The sequence below is a fragment of the Cytobacillus firmus genome, from assembly GCF_023715565.1.
GTDB classification, from domain to species: domain Bacteria; phylum Bacillota; class Bacilli; order Bacillales; family Cytobacillaceae; genus Cytobacillus; species Cytobacillus firmus_C.
Window position 1 is genome coordinate 45287 of the sequence record NZ_JAMBOJ010000025.1, and the last position, 24467, is coordinate 69753.

21 protein-coding genes, 1 tRNA gene and 1 pseudogene are annotated in these 24467 nt (G+C 37.1%); 3 read left to right on the top strand and 20 right to left on the bottom strand.

From position 1 onward, the window contains the following. Nucleotides 1–89: 89 nt before the first annotated feature. The 13 genes and pseudogenes from M3205_RS11985 to M3205_RS12045 form a co-directional block, all read right to left on the bottom strand. Entirely contained in the window at nt 90–665 is a 576-nt protein-coding gene (locus M3205_RS11985; RefSeq protein WP_251170117.1) for a recombinase family protein, read from the bottom strand. A gap of 388 nt (nt 666–1053) precedes the next feature. Then, a complete protein-coding gene (locus M3205_RS11990) occupies nt 1054–2415 on the bottom strand; it encodes a restriction endonuclease subunit S (RefSeq protein WP_251170118.1) in 1362 nt (453 codons plus the stop codon). Further along, nucleotides 2412–3841: pseudogene (locus tag M3205_RS11995) on the bottom strand (class I SAM-dependent DNA methyltransferase). The gene M3205_RS11990 and the pseudogene M3205_RS11995 overlap by 4 nt, the downstream one beginning before the upstream one ends. A 133-nt stretch (nt 3842–3974) precedes the next feature. Further along, a complete protein-coding gene (gene hsdR, locus M3205_RS12000; RefSeq protein WP_251170119.1) occupies nt 3975–7181 on the bottom strand; it encodes a type I restriction-modification system endonuclease in 3207 nt (1068 codons plus the stop codon). A 152-nt stretch (nt 7182–7333) separates the two neighbouring features. Further along, entirely contained in the window at nt 7334–7849 is a 516-nt protein-coding gene (locus M3205_RS12005) for a hypothetical protein (protein ID WP_251170120.1), read from the bottom strand. Beyond that, nucleotides 7812–8123 (bottom strand): hypothetical protein, encoded by a 312-nt coding sequence (locus M3205_RS12010; RefSeq protein WP_251170121.1) that lies wholly within the window; start codon nt 8121–8123, stop codon nt 7812–7814. The genes M3205_RS12005 and M3205_RS12010 overlap by 38 nt, the downstream gene beginning before the upstream one ends. A gap of 291 nt (nt 8124–8414) precedes the next feature. After that, nucleotides 8415–8822, bottom strand: a complete 408-nt coding sequence (locus M3205_RS12015) for a hypothetical protein (protein ID WP_251170122.1) — start codon at nt 8820–8822, stop codon at nt 8415–8417. A 206-nt stretch (nt 8823–9028) separates the two neighbouring features. Next, a complete protein-coding gene (locus tag M3205_RS12020) occupies nt 9029–10885 on the bottom strand; it encodes a hypothetical protein (protein WP_251170123.1) in 1857 nt (618 codons plus the stop codon). 599 nt (nt 10886–11484) lie between these two features. Next, nucleotides 11485–12783, bottom strand: a complete 1299-nt coding sequence (locus M3205_RS12025; RefSeq protein ID WP_251170124.1) for an HNH endonuclease — start codon at nt 12781–12783, stop codon at nt 11485–11487. Nucleotides 12784–12821: 38 nt separating this feature from the next. Further along, entirely contained in the window at nt 12822–13529 is a 708-nt protein-coding gene (locus tag M3205_RS12030) for a ribonuclease H family protein (protein WP_251170125.1), read from the bottom strand. Between the two features lie 484 nt (nt 13530–14013). Continuing rightward, complete coding sequence (locus tag M3205_RS12035) at nt 14014–14160, bottom strand: hypothetical protein (RefSeq protein ID WP_251170126.1); 147 nt, start codon at nt 14158–14160, stop codon at nt 14014–14016. A 434-nt stretch (nt 14161–14594) separates the two neighbouring features. Beyond that, complete coding sequence (locus M3205_RS12040) at nt 14595–15569, bottom strand: tyrosine-type recombinase/integrase (RefSeq protein WP_251170127.1); 975 nt, start codon at nt 15567–15569, stop codon at nt 14595–14597. A 183-nt stretch (nt 15570–15752) separates the two neighbouring features. Beyond that, a tRNA-Sec gene (locus M3205_RS12045) sits at nt 15753–15849 on the bottom strand. A gap of 124 nt (nt 15850–15973) precedes the next feature. Here M3205_RS12045 and M3205_RS12050 point away from each other — a divergent pair. Next, nucleotides 15974–16399, top strand: a complete 426-nt coding sequence (locus M3205_RS12050) for a DUF2621 domain-containing protein (RefSeq protein WP_251170128.1) — start codon at nt 15974–15976, stop codon at nt 16397–16399. 108 nt (nt 16400–16507) lie between these two features. Then, on the top strand, nt 16508–17002 hold the full coding sequence (locus M3205_RS12055) for a DinB family protein (RefSeq protein WP_251170129.1): 495 nt from the start codon (nt 16508–16510) through the stop codon (nt 17000–17002). 49 nt (nt 17003–17051) lie between these two features. Here the strand turns inward: M3205_RS12055 and M3205_RS12060 are convergent, their stop codons facing one another. From M3205_RS12060 to M3205_RS12070, 3 genes are all read right to left on the bottom strand, one after another. Then, entirely contained in the window at nt 17052–17540 is a 489-nt protein-coding gene (locus M3205_RS12060; RefSeq protein WP_251170130.1) for a CcdC family protein, read from the bottom strand. Between the two features lie 152 nt (nt 17541–17692). Continuing rightward, the gene (locus tag M3205_RS12065; RefSeq protein ID WP_311315729.1) at nt 17693–18052 is read right to left on the bottom strand and encodes a response regulator; all 360 of its coding nucleotides are present in this window, start codon (nt 18050–18052) and stop codon (nt 17693–17695) included. A gap of 279 nt (nt 18053–18331) precedes the next feature. Continuing rightward, nucleotides 18332–19039, bottom strand: coding sequence for a cytochrome c biogenesis CcdA family protein (locus tag M3205_RS12070; RefSeq protein WP_251170132.1), 708 nt, complete (start codon nt 19037–19039; stop codon nt 18332–18334). Between the two features lie 314 nt (nt 19040–19353). Between M3205_RS12070 and M3205_RS12075 the strand changes: the two genes are divergently transcribed. Continuing rightward, nucleotides 19354–19524 carry a Spo0E family sporulation regulatory protein-aspartic acid phosphatase gene (locus tag M3205_RS12075; protein ID WP_251170138.1) on the top strand — a complete coding sequence of 57 codons (171 nt, stop codon included), beginning with the start codon at nt 19354–19356 and terminating at the stop codon, nt 19522–19524. 43 nt (nt 19525–19567) lie between these two features. Here M3205_RS12075 and M3205_RS12080 read toward each other — a convergent pair whose 3' ends face one another. The 4 genes from M3205_RS12080 to sirA form a co-directional block, all read right to left on the bottom strand. Further along, nucleotides 19568–21361 (bottom strand): ABC transporter ATP-binding protein, encoded by a 1794-nt coding sequence (locus M3205_RS12080; protein WP_251170133.1) that lies wholly within the window; start codon nt 21359–21361, stop codon nt 19568–19570. Nucleotides 21362–21365: 4 nt separating this feature from the next. Next, nucleotides 21366–23114, bottom strand: coding sequence for an ABC transporter transmembrane domain-containing protein (locus M3205_RS12085; protein WP_251170134.1), 1749 nt, complete (start codon nt 23112–23114; stop codon nt 21366–21368). 229 nt (nt 23115–23343) lie between these two features. Next, nucleotides 23344–23559 carry a YneF family protein gene (locus M3205_RS12090; protein ID WP_009330559.1) on the bottom strand — a complete coding sequence of 72 codons (216 nt, stop codon included), beginning with the start codon at nt 23557–23559 and terminating at the stop codon, nt 23344–23346. 86 nt (nt 23560–23645) lie between these two features. Further along, complete coding sequence (gene sirA / locus M3205_RS12095; RefSeq protein WP_251170135.1) at nt 23646–24083, bottom strand: sporulation inhibitor of replication protein SirA; 438 nt, start codon at nt 24081–24083, stop codon at nt 23646–23648. Nucleotides 24084–24467 lie beyond the last annotated feature (384 nt).

Here is a 24467-nt window from a genome sequence, read left to right on the forward strand (position 1 = left end):
ATGAACCGACTATGGGTCTACCCCGCTCAATACCCTACTGAAAATGTGGAAATATACCCCCATATCCTCAATATAAAGAAAGAGACCCTCTAGAGAGTCTCTTGCAATCGCTTTGCTTCTAATTCATTCTTTCTGTTAATCAGTGTGCGTTTCTTTATTCCCGTCATTTCTTCAACTTCTTTGTATGTATGGATTTTGAGAAGTTCTAGAGCATGCAATACTTGAGCCTTTGTGTGTTTTCTAGGTCTACCTTCTCTAAAATCATCTCGTTGCTTAGCCAACGCTTTACCTTCTTGAGTACGTTCTACAATCATATCTCGTTCAAATTCTGCAAATGAACTAAGTATATTGAAAATCAACCTACCTGTTGGAGTGTTTTCTACTAGTCCCATATTAAGGATGTGAACCTTTACGCCTCTTGCAAATAGAGCCTTAACTGTTTGAATACCTTCAACTGCTGACCTAGCAAATCTATCTAATTTTGTTACGACTAATGTGTCCCCTTCTTGTAAAGCCTCAAGCACCTTGTTGAACTCAGGTCTATCTGTTTTAGTACCTGTGAACTTCTCTTTATGTATCACCTGGCATCCTTCCGCTTTTAACGCTTGGATTTGAACATCTAAATCTTGTGCTATTGTTGAGACCCTTGCGTATCCATATTTCACTCTATTCCCTCACCTTTCTCCAAGCACTTATTGCACTAAGTTATTGCACTGATTGAAGCCTATTATAGCAAGGTCACTAAAAAGGTGCAATAACTTTCAAGTATTTGCACCTTAAGTCATATCTTAAACAAGGTCACGTTTTTAAAGGATTACGGATGATGTATTGATTTAGGTTACATATTCCATTTCGATGATTCGTGTCGAACAACATTAGTGTATCACTTTTACGTTTTATCACTTTACCGCTCTAATTCGAGTCCATTATTTGAGTTGTATCGGATATTTTACAGTAAACGAGTGTGAATGACTATGCTTTAAATCTCAAAAGACATAATATAAGGACAACCAGAAGAAAAAGCACCCAATTAATTTGGAGGCCTTCTTATAACTATTTCACTTGTTCTTGGAGTACTTCTTTGAGCAATTCAATCGCAATTTCATCACTTGGGTTATTTGTTTCAAGTTCACCTCGGAAAGCTTTAGAAAGGATAGATTGTTCAAGTTTTTCCATAATCTCAATCGCATTATCGACAAATCCTATAGTATGATTTTCTTGTGATAACGTCCTTTCTATAAAACTTACTATTTCCCTTTGTGTTTCAATAGGTGGAACTGGAACAGGGATGCTACTTAATTCTTTTTGATTTATTTTAGGTAGTACAGACCTAGAACCTGCTGTAGAAGCTTTTTCAACAAAAAATGGAGAAAGCATGTACCAATATAGATATTTTATATCTATATTGGTTTCTATCGGATACATATCCGCACTACATAAGCCATCAAATTCAGCTAACGTTACTTTAGATAAATATGGCCGAATTTTAGAATACAATATTTGCCCTCTGTAAAAGTAATGTTTTGGACTTTTAACTTTTGATTCCTCAATTGTTTGGTAGTCCAACAACCGTCCTGTTCCTTTTTCAATATTATCTGGAGCAATATGAGGAAGATTTAAGTATTGTTTAGGTTCCACTAGGTTAGAACAAACATGTGCTACATCCTTGAACCTTTTCCATTCCCATTTATCAGGTATTACGTAAGGTTGTTCGTCTATTTGATTTAATACACCAGCACTATCTGTTATTTCCCCACGAAACGCCTTATCTAAAATAGCTGCTCGACGAAGTTTAAACGTTCCCTTCGCTTCCTTAATCAACAGCTTTGCTTCCTCAAGTTTACTTAAAAGACGCTCCACTTTCTCGACAATCCGTTTTTGTTCATTCACAGGAGGGAGAGGAAGTGGCATCCTTTCATAGTCTGTACTTCGAACTGAAGGGGAATTATCTCCCCTTGTATGGTCAATCAGATATTGAGTAACATAATTAGAGCATAGATAGCTATACAAAAAATTTGAATTTAATATTTCTTTAGGTGTACAAACATAAAAAGCCGTAGACACCACCAGTTTATTATCATCTATATCGATATGTGCTATATTTTTTAAATACGGTCTTACTAGTGATATAATCACATCATTCTTTGAAACTTTTCTTTTTGCTCTACTAGGTGCAAGAGTTATTTCTACTTCCTTTACTTGTCTAACCGATTGTTTTTTATTATCTATTGCATCAACATCTATATAATGGAAAACTTCCCCATCTAATCTCTTAGGGTCTCTAGTTTCCATCGGTTTAATAGCATTTTCAACTCTAGTCCACACCCAGTTTTTCGGCACTTCATACGGCTGTTCTTCCTGTGAAACTAAAGTTTCTTTCAACAATTCCTCAATGGTCTTTTTTTTCTTACTCATTTTATGACCACCTCGTCACCTTCAACCGCACGTAGTTCTTCAACTACTTCATTTAATAAATCCATTGCCTGTTGAAGTTTTGCAATCGCTTCTTCTGCTGATTCAATCGGGTCTGGTAAATTTTCATATGAGGATAATGATTCATCTGCAATCAATCCGATATCTAAGCTGTCATTCTTCTTTGCAATTTCTTCTCGTGTAAACAAATTCCAACGCACATCTTCCACTTTCGAACGGTCTTCCGCAACGTATGCTTTCATGAATTTTTCAAAATGATTCATAGTTAACTGATTACGTTTCCCAAATGAAGGCATGTTTGTTCGAAGGTCATAGACCCATACATCTTTCGTGTTATCTTGGTCTGTTGTTCCTCTTGTGAAGAATAAGACGTTTGTTTTCACACTTTGGGCATAAAAAATCCCTGTTGGTAATCGTAAAATCGTATGTAAGTTGCATTTATTCATTAGGTCACGACGAATTTGCGAACCAACACCACCTTCAAACAACACATTATCGGGCAGTACAACCGCTGCACGGGTGTTTCCATCATCTTTTAAAGCGTTATAAATCAACTGCAAGAAATTTAACTGTTTATTCGATGTTTCAAACGTTAAATCATCACGAGAAACACGTTCCCCGCCTTTTTTGTACCGAATGGTGGATTCGTTAAGATAACATCAAAGTTCTTCATCCATTTCCCATTCCCAGACAAAGAATCTCCTTGTTCCAAACGTCCTTCCATGTTGTGAAGTAAAGCATTCATTAATGCAAGACGATGTGTGTCTTTTACCAGTTCCATTCCTGTAAAGGCTTCTTTCTTTTGGAATTCAGCTTCTTGTGGGTCGAGGTCAAAATAGTCATCTGTTTTGTTTTTTAAATATTGGTCTGCCGCAATCATGAAACCAAATGTTCCACAGGCAGGGTCATTACATCGTTCTCCAACTTTCGGGTCGATAAGTTGTACCATTACGTCAATAAGTACACGAGGTGTGAAATATTGTCCCGCTCCAGATTTCTTTTCACTTGCGTTCTTCTCTAGTAGCCCCTCATAAAGATTCCCAAGTCCTTCTTCTTTTGCATTATACCAATCAAGTGCATCAATCGATTTAATTATTTTCTCTAAGTTTTTTGGTTCTCCAATACTTGTAGACGCATCACTGTAAATTAGTCGTAGTTGTTCATTTTCACTGCTTCCTAAGTCAAGTAATAGCCGCTGATAAAATGTCTTTAATTCTAAACCTTCTTTATCTAACAAATCATCCCAACGATAACCTTCTGGAATAACTCCTTCTGTTTCTTGTTCCTTCATCATTTTTAGAAATAATAAATAGGTTAATTCTGTTACATATTGTTGATAGGTAATTCCGTCATCACGCAACACATTACATAGATTCCATAGTTTTTGAACGATTTCTTGGTTGTTCATTTTTCAGCCTCCTGCTAGCCCCGAGTATATTTTAATTTTGGTTTCCTCATTTAAACCTCATTAAAGCGAAAATCAAAGCCAATGTAACTTATCTATTATAACTTAAAAAATGCCCCTATGAAGAGGCACAATGTTAACTAATATATAGGTTCTCATTTATGGTAGTAACAACCGTATCAATATAGTCTCCGAACTCACGTTTTAGCAATTTGTAGCCACCAGAAGTTTTAAATGGTTCTTCCGAGAATGCCTCTTCTGCAGTTGGTGCTAGTACTGGTACTTGAAGTAATTGTTTTTCAATTCTCTCTAACCATTTCTTCTGTCTTGGAGTCCAATCATGCAGTGAATACACTTTTTGCATCGCCTGTTTAATACGTGTTTCATGGTCAACGAGTACTTCACCTAATGCAGCTTGGCGAATAAAGCTAATAATATCTGCTGCAATGTCTTCATTTTTTGTCTGTTTCCATGCTGTTTGCAAATGAGATTGCTTAAACCCTTTTGTTTCTAGAATGGTAATAAGTTCTCTTAAATCCTGCCTTGTTAAATCCTTGGGTCGTGTACAAATAAGATGAAGAGCGGGAATTTCGTTAATATTTTCTTGGATAAAACGAACAAATCCATCTAAATAATCTTCTGGACGCTTGTTTCCTTCACCGTATCCCCGAACCACATCCGTTACTTCATCATCTTTGTAGGAGATATATCGTTTCTCGCCTTTTACCCGATATGTTCCCATATATTCAAATAGCATATTATGTTGCTTCGCTTTTTGGGGAGTATACGACTGAATTTCCTTCGCCCACTCATCAATATTTTTCCCATTCGAAAGTTCTTCAAATTTCTGCCTTCCTTCTTCATCCAGTCTTTGCTTACGACGCTGGATTTTAGCTACTAATTGGTCACGATAAAAAGAAGCTTCGGTTTCTGTGGCAGCATTGGCAAGCGATTCATACAGTTCACCGATACTGTAATTTTGTTTCTTTACAACAGGTTTCATCTCCGTATAAATTTGTAGTTTGTCGTAAATACCAACAGCATCATAAATGTTAAAGTGTGTCTTTCCAATGTCTGTACAAAGACGAGTCGCACGTCCAAGCATTTGGTCATAAAGAATACGAGATTGTATTCGTCGTAAAAATACCAGGTTTGTTATTGGTGGAACGTCAATGCCTGTGGTGAGTAAATCAACGGTTACAACAACGTTTGGCAGCCGTTCGTTTTTAAACCTTTTAATTGCATCTAATGGTTTGTAGATATAGCCAGTAATTTTCATAATGGCATCATCTTCAATTTCATCGCCACGTTCTTTGAATGCTTCCTTTAATAAGCGAACAACCAAATCCGCATGTTGGTCTGTGGCTGTAAATATAAGAGTCTTTTCATTTCCTGTTGGGTCAATGTATTCAACTAGCTTATTTAGAACCGCTCGATTAAAAGGTTCAGTAATAACTCTTTTATTAAACTGCTCCACTTCAAAGTGTACAGTATCTTCCATCTTCTCTAGTTGAATCTCACCTTTATCAACGTCATACATTTCTACTTCTTCGTTTTTTTGAAACGTAATTCCAACCTGAGATAGTTCTGTTTTAAATAAATAAGGTGGCTCATGGTCAACTAAATAACCATCCAGAACCGCTTCACTATAAGAATACTTAAAAATAGGCATACCAAAAATTTCAGTTGTATGAAGAGCGGGTGTTGCAGTAAGCCCTAAACAGGCTGCATCAAAATAATCAATTACACGTCGGTATTGACTAATATAATCATTTTGGTCACGGAACTCTAACTCTTCTTCTGACATTTCTCTATCACTTGTATAGCCACGATGCGCCTCATCTACAATGATAAAATCATACTGTCCTACACTTGGTAGCTTTTCATTATCGCTATAGAAAAGTCTCCGAACCATTCCTTGTACGGTCGCAATATGCACCTTGGTTTCAACTTCTGGAGATATGTCTTCTAAAGACTTTACATCGTATATATCAGCAAATGAGTAGCCTTCAATTTTAGTATCCTTAAGTGCATCCTCTGTCTGTTTTCCTAACGAATTACGGTCAACTAGGAAAAGAATACGACGACATTTTTTTGACTTGATTAAGCGATACATAAGAGCAATGGCTGTACGAGTTTTTCCAGTTCCTGTTGCCATCGCAATGAGCATTCTTCTTTGTCCTTCTTTTAATCCCTCTTCAGCGGCAATTACAGCTTTTTGCTGATAGTGTCGCAAGCCAAACTTGGTAATATCCTCTTTTTCTAATCGTTTATCTGCGTCTTTATCATCTTGACTAAGAAGAAGCTGCAAGTCGTCAGGTGAGTGCCACCCTTCTAATGGGCGAGCATGTTCTAATGGTTTGCGTGAATCCCAAAACCAGATGCCCGACTCTTCTTGAAGTTGTCTCAAGTACGGTCGACCATTCGTTGCGTATAAAAATGGCAATTGGTATTCACCTGTTGTGGGTGTAATAACTTCATCTTCAATCTGCACTACACTTTTTGCATAAACTTTTGTTTGGCTTTCTAATGCACCAGGAATCGTTTTCTTTTTTGCTTTTGCTTCGATAAAGCCAACAAGCTTCAGACCAATAAATAACGCATAGTCAACCCTGCCGCCATCAACCTTCCACTCTGCAATCGCCATGTTTCGATTTTTCTCTGGATGTGTACCGTTCTTTTGATGATTTAGTACATTTGTATCTGCTTCCCAACCCACAGCACGCAGTTTTTCATCGATAATGGTACGTGTTTCAGCCTCTGTTAATTGCTGTCGACGCATAAAGTTTTTGGATATTTTTTTACGCTCGACTTTTACATCTGTTTGTTCTACTTCTGCTTGCTGACGGATTGTCTTTAATTCCTCTTCAAGCTTTTTGACTTTTTCCTCATATTCTTGTTGAAGTCTTTCTGTACTCTGTTTTGATTGTTCCTGAGGTTCTATATATTTTGGTGCTTGAAAGTCCCAATCACCATATACCTCCATAAACCAAATAGACAAGCGGAAAGTCAATTGCAATAAAGCTTTTGCTTCTTCTGTTTTTCCATAACCTGCTTCGTGCATCGCTAGATTTCCCTTGCGACGTAGGGTTTCAAATATATCAATTAATTCTGGCTCGAGTAAGCCTTCTCGACGTAATGTATTAATACGGTCTACTTGTGTAGTACCGTATGCTTCCTTAATGCTCTCAGAGGCAAGAATAAATTTAGTTATTGTCTCTGCAAACAAACGCAATTTCATTATCGTTGTATGGGGGTCGTGATATACATTTTTCTCAGCAGTTTCACCCAAGTTAGCAAGTACATCCCATTTCCCTTGAAAAAATGAAAAGTTACTGCTCATTGTTATCACCGTTTTCTGGAAAGGTTGTTTGTGTCAATTATACTATAGGCATACAAAAATTAGGAAATGGAATAGTTTTACTCATTAAAAAAAGTCGATTTCTCGACTCAAGATGTATGTAATGGTAATCAATCTTATTAGCTAGTAGACTATCAAAGTAAATCTTTTATTCTTAATGCCATAAATTGTGGCTCGGAAGGGATTCGTCTGGGACGTAAAGTCTTAAATCCATAATGTTCATTTATGATAATAATGTTATCATTAATTGCCTCTGCTGTTATAAAAATACACCCAGTAACTTCTGCTATCTTAATAGCTGTATTGAATACACGGCTAAACACTTCCCTCCCTATACCTTTCAGCCTATATGAATCATCTATACCTATGTAATGTAATCGAACGGCAGGGAATAAATTAAATGATTCACGGTACAACTGAAAAGAAAGTTTTTCAGCCTTTTTTACTCCAACTTCTACTTCTTCGTTAAACAAGGTAAAGAACCCAACTATAACTTCTTCACCATCAAGAAGAACGTGGGTTCTTGCAAGCATTTCAAAATCATATTTTTTTGCTTTATGTTTAAAAAACTCCTCAACTCTTTCTTCATCTGAACACATAAAATTGTTAATGCTAGCCTCGCTTACCTCTCGAATGGATACCCATTGCATTTCCCCTAATACCTCTCTCGCTTATTTTTTTTGCTAATTCAGACTTTATAGTTGAAACATTTTTAACAACTCTTTTTTTCCCTAAACTATTTACAATTACTAATGTTTTTCCATCTGATTTAATTGCAATGGGTCGTTTACTTCTTTTTATTAAATTTCTTGCCCGAAGTATTTCTTTACTATTGTCCTTTTCTGGACTTAATGCCCAATTTAAAAATTCTTGTTCTTCTGTTGTATTATCAAATTCAATAATAATCGGTTGTTTCTTTTGCATGTATACTCCCCCTTATTGTTAAGGTTATCATTATTATACCACAAACCAAAAGAATTGTTACAAAATGGGAATTTGGCGATGATTAACAAAGTCATTATTGAACCTCTAAATCTCTGCAGCAAATAGTTTATTTTCACTTAATGAAATCACAGTTTTATTAGTTTGTGTAACAATGACTTGAATTCCGACCTATGTTCAATCATCCGCTCCAATATATGAAGAAGGACTCGGGATGTATCCAAGTCCTTTAAGATTTGTTGTTAAAGATAAGCACCCTTTAGTTCAACAAGTTTATTTATTTTTTTCTATTAGCCATACTAAGTAATCTATTTTTTTATTGTAATCAGAATGTTGAAACCTATCTAAGAAAGTGACCAATTTCAATAAAAAAAATGAAAACCCAATAAATAAAAGTATTTGACTTAAATGTGATAATTTCGTATCAAAAGAAGGTGCCAAAATTGCAATAACTGCAATAAGGATAGCCACTACTCCACTTGTTAAATTAAAATCTCTTTTCTGGCATAGTAAAACCGTTTGTATTTTTTCTAGATTAACTGCTGAATCATCTTTCAAAATCATAATTATTCGATGTGCGGTTTCTTCATTATCTGATTTCATTAAATCTTCTATAGCTTTTATAGTCTTCGTATCGTTTTTTAGATAAGATTTTAAATACTTCATTTTTATTCCTTTCATTCTTGGTAAATTTTTAAATTGTATAACTCTAATACCCTCTCATAATAACCTTTATGTAATCCAATAGTTCTTTATTCAACTTTTCACAACCCCTATATTTTCCCAGTATCAATATTATTAATAAGTCCTTCTTTAACTAACCTGCCCCGTTAGTTAAGTGCATTCTTTCACAATATATATAACATAAAAAAATGGAGAGACTCAAATTAAGAGTCCTCCTTACCTATACGACCGTTCCTAATCCTATGAAACACTTCTAGAGGATTGTTTGTTGTTTGTTCCCTTTTTACAAGATGTCCTCCTTCAAACTGCTTTTCCCATTCCTTCCTTTCTCTTTGCTTCTTATTTTCATATTCAGCTATTATCTCTTCTGCAGTATCAACCCTTGTCAATTCCTTAATGACTGCATCAAGCGTCATATGTTCCATAGCTTTTTCACCGTATTTTTCTTCATACTCTCGAAACTCATCCTTAATATCTGCCATTGCCACTTCATATTCATCTTCTCCATGGAAGTGCTTAGAAGACTCAACATTTTGCTTGGCTTCAAGGATTTCGCATTGCAGTTCTAGATTATCCTGTACAATATCTTTAGGTGCTTGAATATCTTTGTGTTTACCTAGTTCTTTCTTGGTTAGTTCTTCTTGTTGTTCCTTTGCATTGAGGCTCGGTTCATTATAATGCAGAGTCCCTTTCTGATTTCTTTTCTCTTTTTCTACCCCCGCTTGGTTTTTTAGTCCTAGCAAATGTTCTAGTTCTTGACTCATAAGTAAATCATTCATATGTGATTCTGCTTTAACTTCTTCACATTCATTAACACTCATGCTGTGCAATAGGACATGAAGTTTTCTAATACAATCAACATATCTATCACTCTCAAGTAAAGCCATATAAGGTGATTGTTCTTTCTCACCCATATAAGCATCCTCTTCCCTCTGTTGCTGAATGGATTTAGCTGCTTCTTCTTCTGACATACCTAATGCCCACAGCAATTCTTGCATACCTTCGTCAATCTTACTCACCTTTTCATCGAACTTTTTAATTAAACTGTCATGTTTCTTTTGAGCATTTTCGACAACATAATCAAGCAACCTGCTATGATATTCCTGTTCATTATCACCCATATTGAAGGAATTCGCCTCAGAAGGATAGTGAGCATTAATATACTCGTTAAATACGTTTTTGCGTAAAACTTCGATTTGAAACAATTCATAAATATACTGCAATTCCATTGCATTGCCTTCAGCATCTTCCACATTCTCAAGATATTCAAGCCACTCAGCATTAAATGCCTTGGTTTTGGGAGAATTCTTGAACATAAGTGAATAAGATTTATTAATTCCATACTTTTTAAGTAACTCGTCTTCCCTGTTATTTATTTCCTCTGCAAGGACTGTAGCAATATCAACAGGCGTATCCGTATTTTTCACTTTGCCTTGCCATGATGAGATTATCCTAATCAACCCCATTTTATCTTCAGCAGCTTGGTTAAGGACAGTAAATAATTGTCCTTTGCTCACGTTCCTTAATGTGTATGCAAGGTCTTGAAGTACCTCCTCTTCTCCATCCTCAAAGATGCCTAATTTAATCATATATTTTTTGTAAGGTTTCATTGCTTCTTTACTGAATATGCCATTCATAATGTCTTGCTCAGCTGGAGATATAATTCCAAAATAGGTCGCCCAAGCATTCCTAGTTCTCGGCTTATTGTCTACATCCGCTATCTTACTCATCACCATAAGTGCTAAATACATAGAGTGTACGGGTGCTTGTCCTTTATTAAATTGCCGCCCGTCTTCTTTCTTAGCCTTTTCTTTTCGCTTCTTATCAGTGTAAATTATTCGGTCTCTACCTTTACCTTCACCCGTTTCCTCAACCACCTCATAATAGCATTTCATTTCTTTAATAAGAGAGTCGAATTGCCGCTTATTCAAATTCCCTTTATTCTTGTTCAACGAGTCTATTTGATGCGGAGTAAACTTCTTAACAGCATTTGCAAGTGTCCATTTTTTTGCCACCTTAATACCCACTTTCTCTATATTTTTGTTATTGTTTTTAGCCATAAATTCCTGTGCAGGATTTGTCTCTATATATAGGATTTTTCTATATAATAATTAGGGACAAATCTTGCACTGTTTTTTTGTCTTTGATTCCTTATATTTTTACTAACTGTTTTGATGATTTTAGGTGTTATTTTTTTGAATTTACGTTTATTTAAATCTGATTCAACCTTATAACTTATGGATATCCGTTCTGGTCTTAGACAACACAAAAAAGGAGCGAATCTACATGCTCCGACCTTGTTAGAAAACACACTTATCCCCTGTCTAAGAATAGGCATGAAATAACCTATCCATTTCAATGTACGTAACAGGTATAGAAATAAGTGTGCCTCCTAATGAGGCGGTTGCATGTAAACTCAACTCCTTTATAGTTTATTTGATTATATTTTATTATTAAGTGATAATATCATAATACTATTAACCTTGAAATGCAATAGATTTCACTAAAATTATAATTAGAGTCTTATCGAGAACTAGTAATAAAAACATTGTAAATAGAATTTCGTATAGGTCATAAAGGTACAAAATATCCTCCTCGTATCGGAATTTTTTTTACCGTGTTGGTGTGGATTAGTGTGCTTGCTGCTACAATTACATAGTTAACAAAGCCATGATTTTCTTTTTGGCCTTTCCTCTTTATAAAACTCCTCAAATTGATGTCTTGTATTTGCTCCATAACCATATATATCATGGAAGTCAAAATGACATGATTCACATAATGTTACCCCATTATCAACATCAATTCTTTTTTCTTTGCACCAATCGTACCCGTCCAGATGGTGAGCGTTTAGATTGCCACCACGACTGTCACCACAAAGAATACAAGTATACCTATCCCTATCATAAACTGCTATTCTCCATTTATCGTAACCCTGTATATGTCTTCCCCTTTCTCTTTCTTCATCTGTTTTATTTGGATTGTAATTTACATTATTTTCTCCTCTGTTATTTTCTAGGTAACACTCTTTACAACCATGACCGTTTCTTACGTTATCCCATATAGCTGTAAATTCATCATGGATTTCACAAATAAATTTATATCTTGCATCCATACCTCTATAAATCTCATCATCTTTTAGTTTATAGTTACTTCCAAACTTAAAGTTTGGGTTTAACCTTAACCACAAGTGCATATTATAAGTTGATATTTCTGGATAATAGATATTGAATAAGAGTGGACTACGATTATCATTCTGTTGAATGTTTAATAAAGTTACCATGGCTTTATAACCTTCATCACTTTCAACCATTAAAGGAACTTGTGTATTGACATACTTATATTCTTCACTTTCGATTAAACTCCACCCATCCGCTAATAATTCCTCATATTCTTTTCTAACTTCATGTGGCATTCTTCTTCTAGTTTCCGCCCTTCTCTCTACAGTGGTATTCGGATTTCTATACCCCCATTGAAACCTAGTCCATGTTTGCTTGAATGGATTTCCTTTATCATCTATCCAATCTAAATACTCATCTGTTCCTTCAAATCTATCGCTTATTAATTTGTATAACGGCTCATATATACTTAACCAAACTCTGATATTATGTATTGTATGAGGATTACTTAAACCAAATAAGAGCGGAGGATGCCCATTTCTTACATTTGCAACTGATTGATATGCTTTATAACTCTCTTTTGCGATACCTGTCATAGGTGTGGCAATGTTTATATAAACTTGTCCTTCTTCAAGAACTAAACCATTCTTCAAGAAAACTTCTGTTGCAAAGTCAATATCATGTATTATTTTTTTGTTTACCTTCCAAAATTTCCAATTTTTATTCTTTATTGATTCAACAGTTCTACCAACCTTTTTTGCTATTTCTTCATAGCTTTTACCGCACCTTAACATTTCCTTACACAACTCTTCTTCTTCGTATGTCCATCTTTTGTTCACCATTTAATGCGACATCTCCCACCTAGAGTTCTAAAGTCTGTTTATTTAATTAACATCTTCTTTAGCTTTTTTCTCCTTCTTACAACTCTCCAATGGTTACTTATTCGAACATAATTTATTCTGCTTAGCTTAATAATTGTGTCCCCATACACATGTATTCTCTTATCATGAATCTCGTAAATCTTCATTTCTCCATTCTCTTCAACAAGGTCAGCAAGCCAAATTTTCTTATTAAGTTTCATTTGTGCCTCATGAAAGGTAGCAGAACGTTTGTTGTATATCTCCCTGTATTCTTTAAGCACTGACGCCTGCAAGTACAAATCTGGATAATTTTCAATGCTTTGATAGTACTTGCGATTAATTAATGATATAGGCTGTGAAGGAAGGTATTTATCGCATCGGCTTATTCTATGAGCCATATTCAACTTTCTATTTATCAATTGTGTTCTCACATTAAGACCTCTTAGCTCCCTATACGTGTCTTTAGGGATGTACTTATGTATCTGCCTATTCTTCCTTTTAAGTTGTTTTTTCACCCCATTTGAATCGAATAACAATAACCCGTCTCTAAAATTGTAGCGACGGAGGAATGATAGCAACTCATTTATTGCCAAAGCCTCAGCAATGTTGCTATCTGTTTCGTTAACGATTATCCTTCTGCCTATTATGCTTTTATCTTCAAAGACAATTAAGAATGCTAAATATGCTTTATTATTTTTAACTGACGCGTCTGAGTATGCAATAAACATGAATTCACCTCCAATCTCTTCGAAAATATCGAATTTATTATACAAAAAAAATCCCATAAAATCAACTGAATATTCTGATTATTAAACAAAAGTATTGCAATATCAATAGTTTCTAGTATGTATTCTTTATTTAAAGAGTGATAATACAGTTTCATTTCAATATTCCCATATAATAAAAAGATGATGTTCCTATAACTTACTATGTAGAAGATTGGACAACGTCAAATAATAAAGAAAGGAAGCAGTCCTGTGACTGCTCCCCTTTTTTTCCCCTTACACATCTAATGAATTTAGTGGATTGTACTTATCATTTTCTTCTCTCAAATCGGTGTCCCACATTTCAACATACTTTAACTATCTTGTAATAGTGTCCAATAGTGGATACATGTCACCTACACTACTAGATTTAAATCTAATAGTATTTTCTTTAACACTAAAAGATGTTGCTAAAAGTCGATTTTTTCCACGTGACAATGTGTTTAATTTACCAATCACTTGCTTTGCGAGTCTTTACAGTCAAAAACATAATAGAATTAGAAAAAATATCTAATTCTTGCTCTAAAGATACTACTGTTAGATTTGGATATCTTTCTTGAACCTGTTTCATAGTTTCATTATACCTATCTACCATAAAAATCCATCCCTTTCCCAAAGTAATTTGAACTTTATTACATTGATATAGTATAGTCAAATTTAGTCAAAGACAAATAATTCTCCAAAATATTTTTTCCAACGTCTCACAGTTTTTTTAAACAATTTTCCTAACTGGTGAGAACTCGTCATGACTTTTTCGAAGGTTATTGTTCGTATTTGACAAAAAGAAAACTATATTAATCAAAGCTAATCGACGTTCTTATAAAAATTAAAGAAAATTGTTTATTGTAGCATTAAATAAAGCCAATTTTATCCGTCTCGTATCGGAGTTTTTTACACCGTATGTGTGAGTTAACGTGCTAATGACATTTCCTCTAAAGGGAGGGGCAGAAAATGTGGATAACACCGCCTATTATACAGAAAAGAGATGAGTTTCCCCACCTTCCAAAAGTATTAACCCCTTAATGCAACTTAGAATATATTATTCAAGGGCGAAAACATATCGTGCTGTGTTTTTACATCCATATCTGTCATCTGAATATATTTTCTTACCATTGACATCGATGTATGGCCAAGTATCTTCTGAAGGCTAAAAGGGTCTCCTCCATTCATCACATACATTAAAGCCCCTGTATGACGAAATGTATGCGGTGATACTCTTTTATTGGTAATGCCAGCAGCTTCTCCTATTTGACGTAAACTCCAACGTATAGTATCCGAAGAAAGAGGTTTTCCTTCATATGTTAGAAATAAATAATCGCTTTCAAATTCTTTAGTTTCCTTCAAGTATTCTTTTAATATTGATATGGTTCTAGCTGATAATGGGATTAGTCTTGCACGCCTTGTTTTTGTTTCAGTTGCTTCCAGTTTCACAAACCCATCATCAAGATGAACATTTTCCCTTTTTATTGCAACTAATTCGGAAACACGAACCATCGTATCTAATAAAAATTGAATAATTAATGCATTACGGAAACCTGCATAACTTTCTTTGTCAATAACCGACAATAACTTGCGTACTTCCTCTGCCGTAAATGATTCTATCAAATCCTGTGGTGTTCTTAAAATCTTTAAATCTTCATGGATAGGCTGCTGAATATAACCTTCTTTGCAACAAAATCGGAGGAACGCTCGCAATGTTCTGATTCGAACATTCGCTGTTACTGGAGATAATCCCTGCTCATACAACATCCAAGAAATATATTCTCTAAATAAATCTCTAGTCATTTCGCTTCTGCTAATATCTTCATCCTCCAAAAACTTCATTAAATAGTCAAAATGCGACTTATAATCCCTTAATGTCCGTTCTGACATACCCTCTGTTTGCTTGTATTTGCAAAACCGCTCATACAACCCAGTAAGAGTATCTAGATTAGCATTTCGCATTTTTCTGCTTGAGGTCTTACCTACATTGTATTTTCTTACTTTCTTTTGCTTTACTTCCATGGTAATTAATGCACTCCTTTTATCGGTCTAAATTGGGTGAAACCGACGTGGATTCGTGCGGTCTAAGGCAAGGGTCACCAACGGTCTCTGGCATCGGTCTCCCTCGGTCTACTATTAAAACGTCAAAAAACCGCACGAGTGTAGAAATCCTCGTACGGTATAAACATCAGACATATGTATATTTGGCGGGACCGCCTGGGAATCGAACCCAGCTGACCTGGCACGCAGGTCACAAGCGGTTTTGAAGACCGTGGAGGGCACCAGCACCCCAATCAGCCCCGTAAAGACTATTCCTATTATAAGTGCAAACCGTGCTGCTTTCAAGACTTATGACTCCGTTCTTGTCGTTTCTCGGGACAAAGCTTATAATAAGAATAGGAAAATATGTGTGTAGGTGAAGGAAAATGCTAGAAGGCTGGTTTATGTATTTTATATTGTTCTGGGTTGTCATTCTGACTTCGTTCTTTGCGATTGGCGGTTTTTTTATGTTCCGCAAGTTTTTAAAACGCATGCCGAAAGAAGACGGCAAATCGGATTTGGATTGGGAAGAGCATTATGTCAATGAAACGCGGCATCTATGGCAGCAAAGGGAAAAAGATTTGCTGGAGGATCTCGTAAGTCCGGTTCCTGAACTGTTCAGGGATGTAGCAAGAATGAAGATAGCCGGCAAAATTGGAGAACTTGCAGTAAATGAAAAGGCAGATCAAATTGATCAGGACCTTCTGATTCGAGGTTACATTCTAGCCACGCCAAAACGGGACCACAAATTTCTGCGCAAAAAGTTGACAGAAAAACAGATAAGTATCACGCCATATGAACATTTATTCTAAGCCATTTCGGAACACCGAAATGGTTTTTTATTTTTTCGACTTTAAGGATACTCACCACCTATATTGAATAGAAATGGAGAGTAACTCTATCCATAAAGGAGTAATCCCATGACTACAAAAGAAGTTTTATTAAAACAGCTATCCGCCTGTCTCGACCAGCCTAATTGGTTTGTCCCGCTATCAGCTGCCATCGGAGGATTATCAGGAAAAGAAGCATCTTACAAGTCAGGAACCGGTCATTCCATCTGGCAGATTGTCACCCACCTTACTTTCTGGAATGACCGCTATCTAACCAGGTTCAAAGAATTGCCGCTCGCCCAAACTCATATCGCTAATGACGAAACTTTTAAGCTTAATGAATCCCCTACTGACGAGGATTGGCATTCTGCCATAAAAGCTATTCAAAACGTCTTGACTGAGTGGATCAAAGTCCTGGAAGAATGCAGTGAAGAAAAGCTGCTCTCCTCAGCCTATAAGGAACCGGTCGAATCCTGGTCGTCTGTCATTTCAAATTTAACCATACACAATGCCTATCACATTGGCCAGATCGTAGAAATCCGGAAATTGCATGGAGTTTGGGACCCTAAAAATGGAGTCCATTAAATAACAATAAAAAAGCCGCCGAGCGTAATGACAGGCGGCTTTCAATCTATTAAGTTGTTTTAGGATTCCCCGATCCATTAAGCTCGTGATGAAGCTTCCGATAATTCATATACATCGCAATTCTCCAAGGAAGAATCATCGAAAATGCGAGAATCCAGAACATGCCGCTCAGCTGACCATAGTCAATTGTTGAGCTAAGTACTATTTTTCCAATGATGCGGATCACAAGCAACCCTATTAATATAAAAGCAAATGCTTTGGAGCGCTTCAAATAAATTTCGCTGTCCCTGATTTCAAAGGAGGATGTTTTTATTAAAAACATCGAAAACAGGAATCCAACAGTAGCCGCTTCCAGAATCTCCAATGGAGTAACACGGAAATAAGGAACGGTAAACATGAGAGCACCTGTGCTCATAAAAATCGGCGGCAAGATGATTTTCTTAGCCGAAGCCGGCTTTTTTGCAGCCTTCATGCGGATGAACATAGCGAAGATTGCCATAAATACGGCACCGATTGATGAAATTAATACAAAGTCCATTCGATTTCATCCTTTATTTCATTTAATTACTACCCATATTATATCTTAATAAGATTAATTAAGGTACTCAGAAGGATATAAGTTCATAAAAAAAAGCCACTCCAGCTGATACCATGACACATCCTTATGTCAAGGGTACCCCGAGGCAGCTCTTAACTTAATACCCGATTTACCGCTTCTAATACACGGCCTTCATCGAATGGTTTTATAATGAAATCCTTCGCTCCTGCTTCAATGGATTCAACGATTACCTTCTGCTGGCCCATGGCTGAACACATGATAACCTTCGCATTAGGGTTTTGCCTCTTAATTTCCCTGACTGCTTCAAGCCCGCTCATTTCTGGCATCGTAATATCCATCATTACTAAATCCGGCTTGAGATTTACGAATAAGTCCACGCCTTCCTTTCCGTTTTCCCCTTCTCCCACAATTTCATGATCGGCTTTTTTCAGGATACTGCTCAGCGTAACCCTCATAAACTTCGCATCATCAACTATTATAATTCTCGCCACCGCTGTTTCCCCCTTGTAGTGCATTGGAAGTTATATCTCTATTATACTACATATATAGTAAAAAATACCCACAATAACATTTATTCAAACATCTCGCAGAAAAACTCATTCTTTTAGAGAGATACATTAATCCACTCTGCAAGAACACATATTTCAATATATCGAACTTTCTGATATATATCAATTGAAAGAGTATGACAAATTTCGACCAGCTGTCATAGCTCTTTTTCCTTATACACAAAAAAAGAGGCACATTCCAAAATTGAATGTGCCCTGCTTTTAGAAACCAGTAAATCCGCCAAATAACGGTGAAAGGAAGATAATGATTTTTGTCATCCAGTCAAAGAATAAAACTACACCCATGATCATCATCAATACACCGCCGATTTTCATAATCTTGGCGCTGTTTCGCCTGATCCATTGCATTTTCCCGATGAAGAAGGAGAGAACAAAGAATGGAATAGCAAAGCCAAGAATATAGGCAATCATGTAAATCATTGCAGAATTCGGATTTGTGACGGCTAATGACCAGACCGCCCCTAAAATTGGACCTGTACACGGGGTCCAGCCTGCTGCGAATGCCATTCCGATTAGAACAGATCCCAGAAGACCTGATGGACGATTCTTAAATTCAAACCGCCTTTCTTTCATAAGAAATTCAGGCTTAATTATGCCCACAATTAATAATCCAAAAATAAATACAAAGATGGCGCCAATTTGTCTGATTAAATCCTGGTATTGCTGAAAGAATTGACCAAACAAGGTTGTTCCAAACCCAATTGCGATAAATATGGCCGAAAATCCGATCAGGAAGAATAGTGTATGAAGCATGCTCCTTCTCTGCATCATCGCATTTTCTTCTTTAATTTCCCCTACAGACATCCCGGTAATATACGATAAAAAGGCCGGATATAATGGCAGGCAGCAAGGTGAAACAAAGCTTAAAAACCCTGCACCTAATGCAATAAATACATTCAAATCTGTCATAGTCACAACTCCTGATACTCATTCATTCCAATTTCATTCTAACAAATCCCATGTAAAAAAGATAATGGATAGTATGTGAACAATTTATGTCACCATCTGTTACTAAAGATCATATTAATTTTCAACCTAAAACATGTAATTTTAATGTAAATGTTACTAAAGTTTAAAACAAGTTTCTTTGAATTTATTACCATAATTCGATATACTAGTATAGATCTTAACAAATTCTGTTATTATCTTTCAGCTTTTGACATAGTTCAAATTGGCAGTGTATAGCCTACATATAAGAAATGATCAGAGAGGAATTATTGGCCGTGTGTAAACAGGAACTGCTTACATTAATCGAACAAAAAAGAACAGAGTTAATTCAAGTGGCCATGAAAAGCGGCTTAAGCTCTTCCGCAGCAATCCGATACAGCCAGGAATTGGATGCCCTATTAAATGAATATAACCGAAGCTTCATTAAAAAAGTCCAGACACATTAAGAAACAGCCATGCAGTATCTGCAGGCTGTTTTTTGTTACTCCATTAACCTGATGCATCCTCCACTTTCTCAGCTGTTCCATTCTGCAGCAGGTACATTTTATGATACAAGCCTCGCTTTGCCAGCAATTCCTGATGCGTTCCTCTTTCTACTATTTCCCCCTGATGAAGAACGAGAATCAGTTCAGCATCCTGTATCGTAGACAAACGATGAGCAATCGCAATTGTTGTGCGGCCCTTTCTCATTTCTTCCAGTGCTGTCTGAATGGCTTCTTCTGTTTCAGTATCAATATTAGCTGTTGCTTCATCCAGCACAAGAATTTTCGGGTTGGCAGCGATTGTTCTTGCAAAAGCAATGAGCTGTCTTTGCCCGCTTGAAAAAGTCGAGCCCCGCTCCACAACCGGATGGTCATAACCGTCTTCTAACTTGTTTATGAAAGTATGAGCCTGCACAAACTTAGCCGCAGCTTCAATCTCAGCATCTGTCATACTTGCATTATGCAGCATAATATTATCCTTAATGGTCCCGTAAAAAAGGAAAGGATCCTGAAGGACGAGCCCCATTTTTGTACGCAATTCTTCTGCAGGATATGACTTGATGCTTCTCCCGTCAATGAGTATATCACCGCGTTCATATTCATAGAATCGCATCATTAAATTAATGATAGAGCTTTTGCCGCTTCCGGTATGGCCTACGAGGGCAACGGTTTCACCCGGTTTGGCAGAAAATGAGATATTTTTCAAAACATCCCGTTTTCCGTCATAGGAGAAGCTGATGTTCCTGAACTCTATTTCACCCTCCATGATTTCAGCAGAATTGCAGTCCTCCTGTGCTGGGGCAGCTTCCTTTTCGTCCAGCAAAGCAAACGCTCTTGAAGCGGCAACGATGGCCTGCTGATACATAGAAAGCCTCATCATGATCTGATTCACCGGCTCAAAAAAACGGTCCAGATAACTTACAAAGGCATAAAGCACACCGATTTCAACCGGACTTTTCAAAGAAGAAATCCCAAAAAAGCTCAATACAATAACAAGTGCCAGAACATAAACAAGGTCAATGGCCGGCCTTAACAGCAGCCCATCCATTTTGATATTGCGCATTCCTGCTTTATAATGCTGCTCATTAATATAGCCAAATTCTTTGCGCAGCCTTTTTTCCTGTCTGAATACTTGGATGATCGACATTCCCTGCAGCGATTCACTCAGTTTTGCATTCAGCTCACTCAGCCTTTCCCTTAAATCCTTATAGAAAACAGAGCTATATTTGCGGTAAGTCCGGATAATGATAAAGAGAATCGGGAGAATTACCAGACAAAACAGCGCGAGCTTCACATTCAGAATAAACATCGCCACAAAGATTCCCGTCAGAAGGAAGGCACCCTGAATGAAGGTAACCAGGACACTGACAAACATATCCTTAATCGCCTCTGTATCATTTGTAACCCGGGAAACAATACTTCCCGCCGGCGTTTTATCAAAGTACTTTAAACCCAGTGACTGAACCTTTGAAAAGACATCCACACGCAGCTGCTGAATGATTTTCAGTGCTATTTCCTGAAATTTAAGGAGCTGAAAATAGGATACAAGCACATTCATAATCTGAATACCGAGATAGGCTGAACCCAGGGCAAATAACGGTTTAAAAGCAAGATTTCCAGGTGTTAAATAATCATCGATAAAAATCTTAACAAGAATCGGACCCAGGATGTCTCCAATCGTTGTTAAAAGAAGCAGACTGAAGGCAAGTGTGATTGTTTTTTTATGCGGTTTTGTGTAGGAAAGCAGCCGGAAAAGGACCTTTCGCTGCTCTTTTTCCTTCATAATCGGTGTCTTTTCCATTTTTTTACCCCCCATGCTCTACAAGCTCCTCCAGCTGCTGCCGCAAATACATATTTTTATACCAGCCGTCTTGAGCCATTAGTTCAGCATGAGTTCCCCTCTGAACGATCCTTCCTTCATCCAGCACCAATATGAGATTCGCATGCTGAATGGCACTAAGCCGGTGAGCAGTAATAATCGTTGTCTTGCCAGCCCGATCGGCCCGCAATGAAGTAAGAATTGCTTCCTCAGTTTTCGCATCAACAGCAGAAAGGGAGTCATCTAAAATCAATACTTCCGGATTCATCATAAGTGCCCGTGCAATGGAAATACGCTGCTTCTGTCCTCCGGAAAGCGAGACCCCTCTTTCACCCACAACGGTTTTATAGCCATCCGTGAATTCAAGAATATCTTCATGGATATTGGCCAGTTTTGCTGCCGCATAAATATCTTCAAGGTCTGCATCCGGCCTTGTGAAAGCGATATTTTCAGCAACGGTAGCCGAGAACAGGAAGTGCTCCTGCGGAACATAGCCAATCGCTTCCCTCAGTTTTTCGATATTATAGCGATTTATTGGATGTCCGGCAAAAAGAATTTCACCTTTATAGCCTTCAAACTCTCGGATTAATAGCTTCAGCAGCGTGGTTTTGCCAGCACCCGTTTTACCTGCTACACCGAGAGTCTCTCCTCTTTCCAGTCTAAAATAAATATCTTTAAGCAGTGCTTCCTGTTCACCCGGATAAGCGAACTCCTCAATCCTGTACTCTATATCACCGCTTGGAACCTCATGGATTCCAGTCTCATCATCCTTTATATCAATTTCTTCTGCAAGAAGAGCAGAAACTCGATCATAAGAGGCGCGGCCTCTCTCAACAATGTTAAAGAGCCAGCCAAATGCCAGCATCGGCCAAATCAAAAGACCAAGATAGGTAGTAAATGAAACCAGCTGCCCGATTGTCAGCTCTCCTGCAATAACATATCTTGACCCAAATGCAATTGACAGGAAGAAAGAAATCCCTACAATAATACTGATTGTCGGATCAAACAAAGAATCAACCCGTGCAACAGAAATGTTTTTCTGCACTACATCTTCAGACTGTCTGCGGAAATCTTCAATATCTTCTCTTTCCTGACCGAATGTCTTAATGACTTTAATTCCTGAAACACTTTCCTGAGTTTTGTCATTCAGTGAAGAAAAAGCCTCCTGTGCTTTGTGGAACCGTTTATGAAGAAGTGTTCCGTACCAGCTTGTGAGAAGTGCCATGAAGGGCATCGGAATCAAACAGATCAGAGTCAGCTTCCAGCTGATTGTTGCTGCCATGGCGATGATAACGAAACCGCCTGTCGCCAGTGAATCGACTAAAGTGAGTACACCAGCTCCTGCCGTCTGCTGAATGGCCTGCAAATCATTGGTTGCATGAGCCATTAAATCCCCTACCCGCTTTTTCTGGTAAAAGGCCTGTGACATATTAGTAAAATGCATATAAAGCCTGTTGCGAAGAAGTTTGGACAGCTTAACGGCAGAACCGAAAATCATAATGCGCCAATAATAGCGGAGCATATACATCATGATGGCAACAGCAGCAAGAAGTCCAACCCACATTAATAATGCTTTTGCAGTCAGCTCACCATTTTTAATCGAATCGACCACAATGCCGACAACCTTTGGCGGGATCAGCTGAAGCAGAGCCACTAATAACAGCAGAATAATCCCGTTTACATAAGCCTTTTTCTCCTGTCTAAAAAACCACATCAAATCCCAAAAAACCTTCATACCCCAGCCTCCGAAATCCATAATAGCTTAAATAGTTTAACAAATATTGAGAAAATAAGGAAGATTTATTCCCAAACAAAAAAAAGCACCCGAATGGATGCTTCATTGCCCTAATACTTCTATGTGGTTTATCAGGCTTGTGAACAACTAGAAGGTTGCTTTTTTTATAAAAAAACCACTTTTCTGTTGTTGTAACAGAAAAGTGGTTTACGATGGATGCTTTCCCTGATTACTTGCCAGTCTGCTTGTTCATGGCATTCATCATTTGGTTGATCTTCTTTTGAGATGGCTTCATGCCCATTTGCATCATCATCATTTTAAGCATTTGTTCATTAATTGGCGGATTTTTCTCAAGGTAGCTCATCATATATTTTCGAGCAATGAAAAATCCTAGTGCTACACCGGCAAGAAGCGCCAGTACACCAACTAGAATGTACATACCCATACTAACTTCCTCCTTCATGTTGTCTATCATACAGTGTACTAGACCAAAGGTTATTATACAATATTTGCTTCAGATTTTCTCTTATTTTAGACGAACTTTCTCTCTTTTATCGGTTTTAGCCACCCATAGCGCTTATGCTGGAGGTCAACAGCCAAAAAGGAAGACTCATTTTTTCGCAGCACTTCGAAAAAAACTGTCTCTGCCTCATAGCTGCCGGCCGCTTCTAAAACCAGACTCCGTTCAAAAACTTCAAGCTTCGCCCTGCTTCTTTTACTCATCTCTATATAGTATGCACTTTTTTCTATGATAAAGTCTTTTTTTCTTTGAAGCTGCTGGTGGATATTTTGATGCACTTTTAAACCCGGGATCGGCTTAGTCACGAAATCTATTTGCTTCGATAGAATAGCCTTCATTTCACCTGACGAACGCTCATACTCTTCAAACAGCTGAAAAAACATCCGCTCTCTGCCAAAATAATGGGACGCAAATTCATCTTCTATTAAATACAACTGATAAGCTCTCATCTGGCCCCTCCTTCCGGGACAATCCATTTCTTTCAATTATAAGTAAACGAATCCAAGGAATGTGTCTGAAGATGTTAAAAACTTTCACTAATTTTGTCGAAAGTGAAGAATTCAGTTGTTTATGAGGATTCGTGGTGTAAGAAGATTTGCTGTCTAACTCTCTTACAAATGTTTACTAATGACTATTCCCAGATCAAATTAATGGTAATCATGTTTCTTGATGCCGGCTGAAAATATCCTTTGTGCTTAATAGTATAAAAAAGAGGCTGGGACAAAACCCACCTCTGAAATGAAAAAGCCGGTGACATTTTACGACGAGTAAAATGTCACCGGCTTTGATTGTTTTTGAGAAAAATAAGGACCACTTCTGATACAATTAAGTTA

Coding starts and splice junctions, on each gene's coding strand:
- M3205_RS12025 (WP_251170124.1), bottom strand. CDS start 12,783: ATGGTGAACAAAAGATGGACATACGAAGAAGAAGAGTTGTGTAAGGAA.
- M3205_RS12070 (WP_251170132.1), bottom strand. CDS start 19,039: ATGACAGATTTGAATGTATTTATTGCATTAGGTGCAGGGTTTTTAAGC.
- M3205_RS12050 (WP_251170128.1), top strand. CDS start 15,974: ATGCTAGAAGGCTGGTTTATGTATTTTATATTGTTCTGGGTTGTCATT.
- M3205_RS12040 (WP_251170127.1), bottom strand. CDS start 15,569: ATGGAAGTAAAGCAAAAGAAAGTAAGAAAATACAATGTAGGTAAGACC.
- M3205_RS12010 (WP_251170121.1), bottom strand. CDS start 8,123: ATGCAAAAGAAACAACCGATTATTATTGAATTTGATAATACAACAGAA.
- M3205_RS12060 (WP_251170130.1), bottom strand. CDS start 17,540: ATGGACTTTGTATTAATTTCATCAATCGGTGCCGTATTTATGGCAATC.
- M3205_RS11990 (WP_251170118.1), bottom strand. CDS start 2,415: ATGAGTAAGAAAAAAAAGACCATTGAGGAATTGTTGAAAGAAACTTTA.
- sirA (WP_251170135.1), bottom strand. CDS start 24,083: ATGAGAGCTTATCAGTTGTATTTAATAGAAGATGAATTTGCGTCCCAT.
- M3205_RS12015 (WP_251170122.1), bottom strand. CDS start 8,822: ATGAAAGGAATAAAAATGAAGTATTTAAAATCTTATCTAAAAAACGAT.
- M3205_RS12005 (WP_251170120.1), bottom strand. CDS start 7,849: ATGCAATGGGTATCCATTCGAGAGGTAAGCGAGGCTAGCATTAACAAT.
- hsdR (WP_251170119.1), bottom strand. CDS start 7,181: ATGAGCAGTAACTTTTCATTTTTTCAAGGGAAATGGGATGTACTTGCT.
- M3205_RS12035 (WP_251170126.1), bottom strand. CDS start 14,160: ATGGTAGATAGGTATAATGAAACTATGAAACAGGTTCAAGAAAGATAT.
- M3205_RS12080 (WP_251170133.1), bottom strand. CDS start 21,361: ATGGAAAAGACACCGATTATGAAGGAAAAAGAGCAGCGAAAGGTCCTT.
- M3205_RS12055 (WP_251170129.1), top strand. CDS start 16,508: ATGACTACAAAAGAAGTTTTATTAAAACAGCTATCCGCCTGTCTCGAC.
- M3205_RS12085 (WP_251170134.1), bottom strand. CDS start 23,114: ATGAAGGTTTTTTGGGATTTGATGTGGTTTTTTAGACAGGAGAAAAAG.
- M3205_RS12090 (WP_009330559.1), bottom strand. CDS start 23,559: ATGGGTATGTACATTCTAGTTGGTGTACTGGCGCTTCTTGCCGGTGTA.
- M3205_RS12020 (WP_251170123.1), bottom strand. CDS start 10,885: ATGGCTAAAAACAATAACAAAAATATAGAGAAAGTGGGTATTAAGGTG.
- M3205_RS12030 (WP_251170125.1), bottom strand. CDS start 13,529: ATGTTTATTGCATACTCAGACGCGTCAGTTAAAAATAATAAAGCATAT.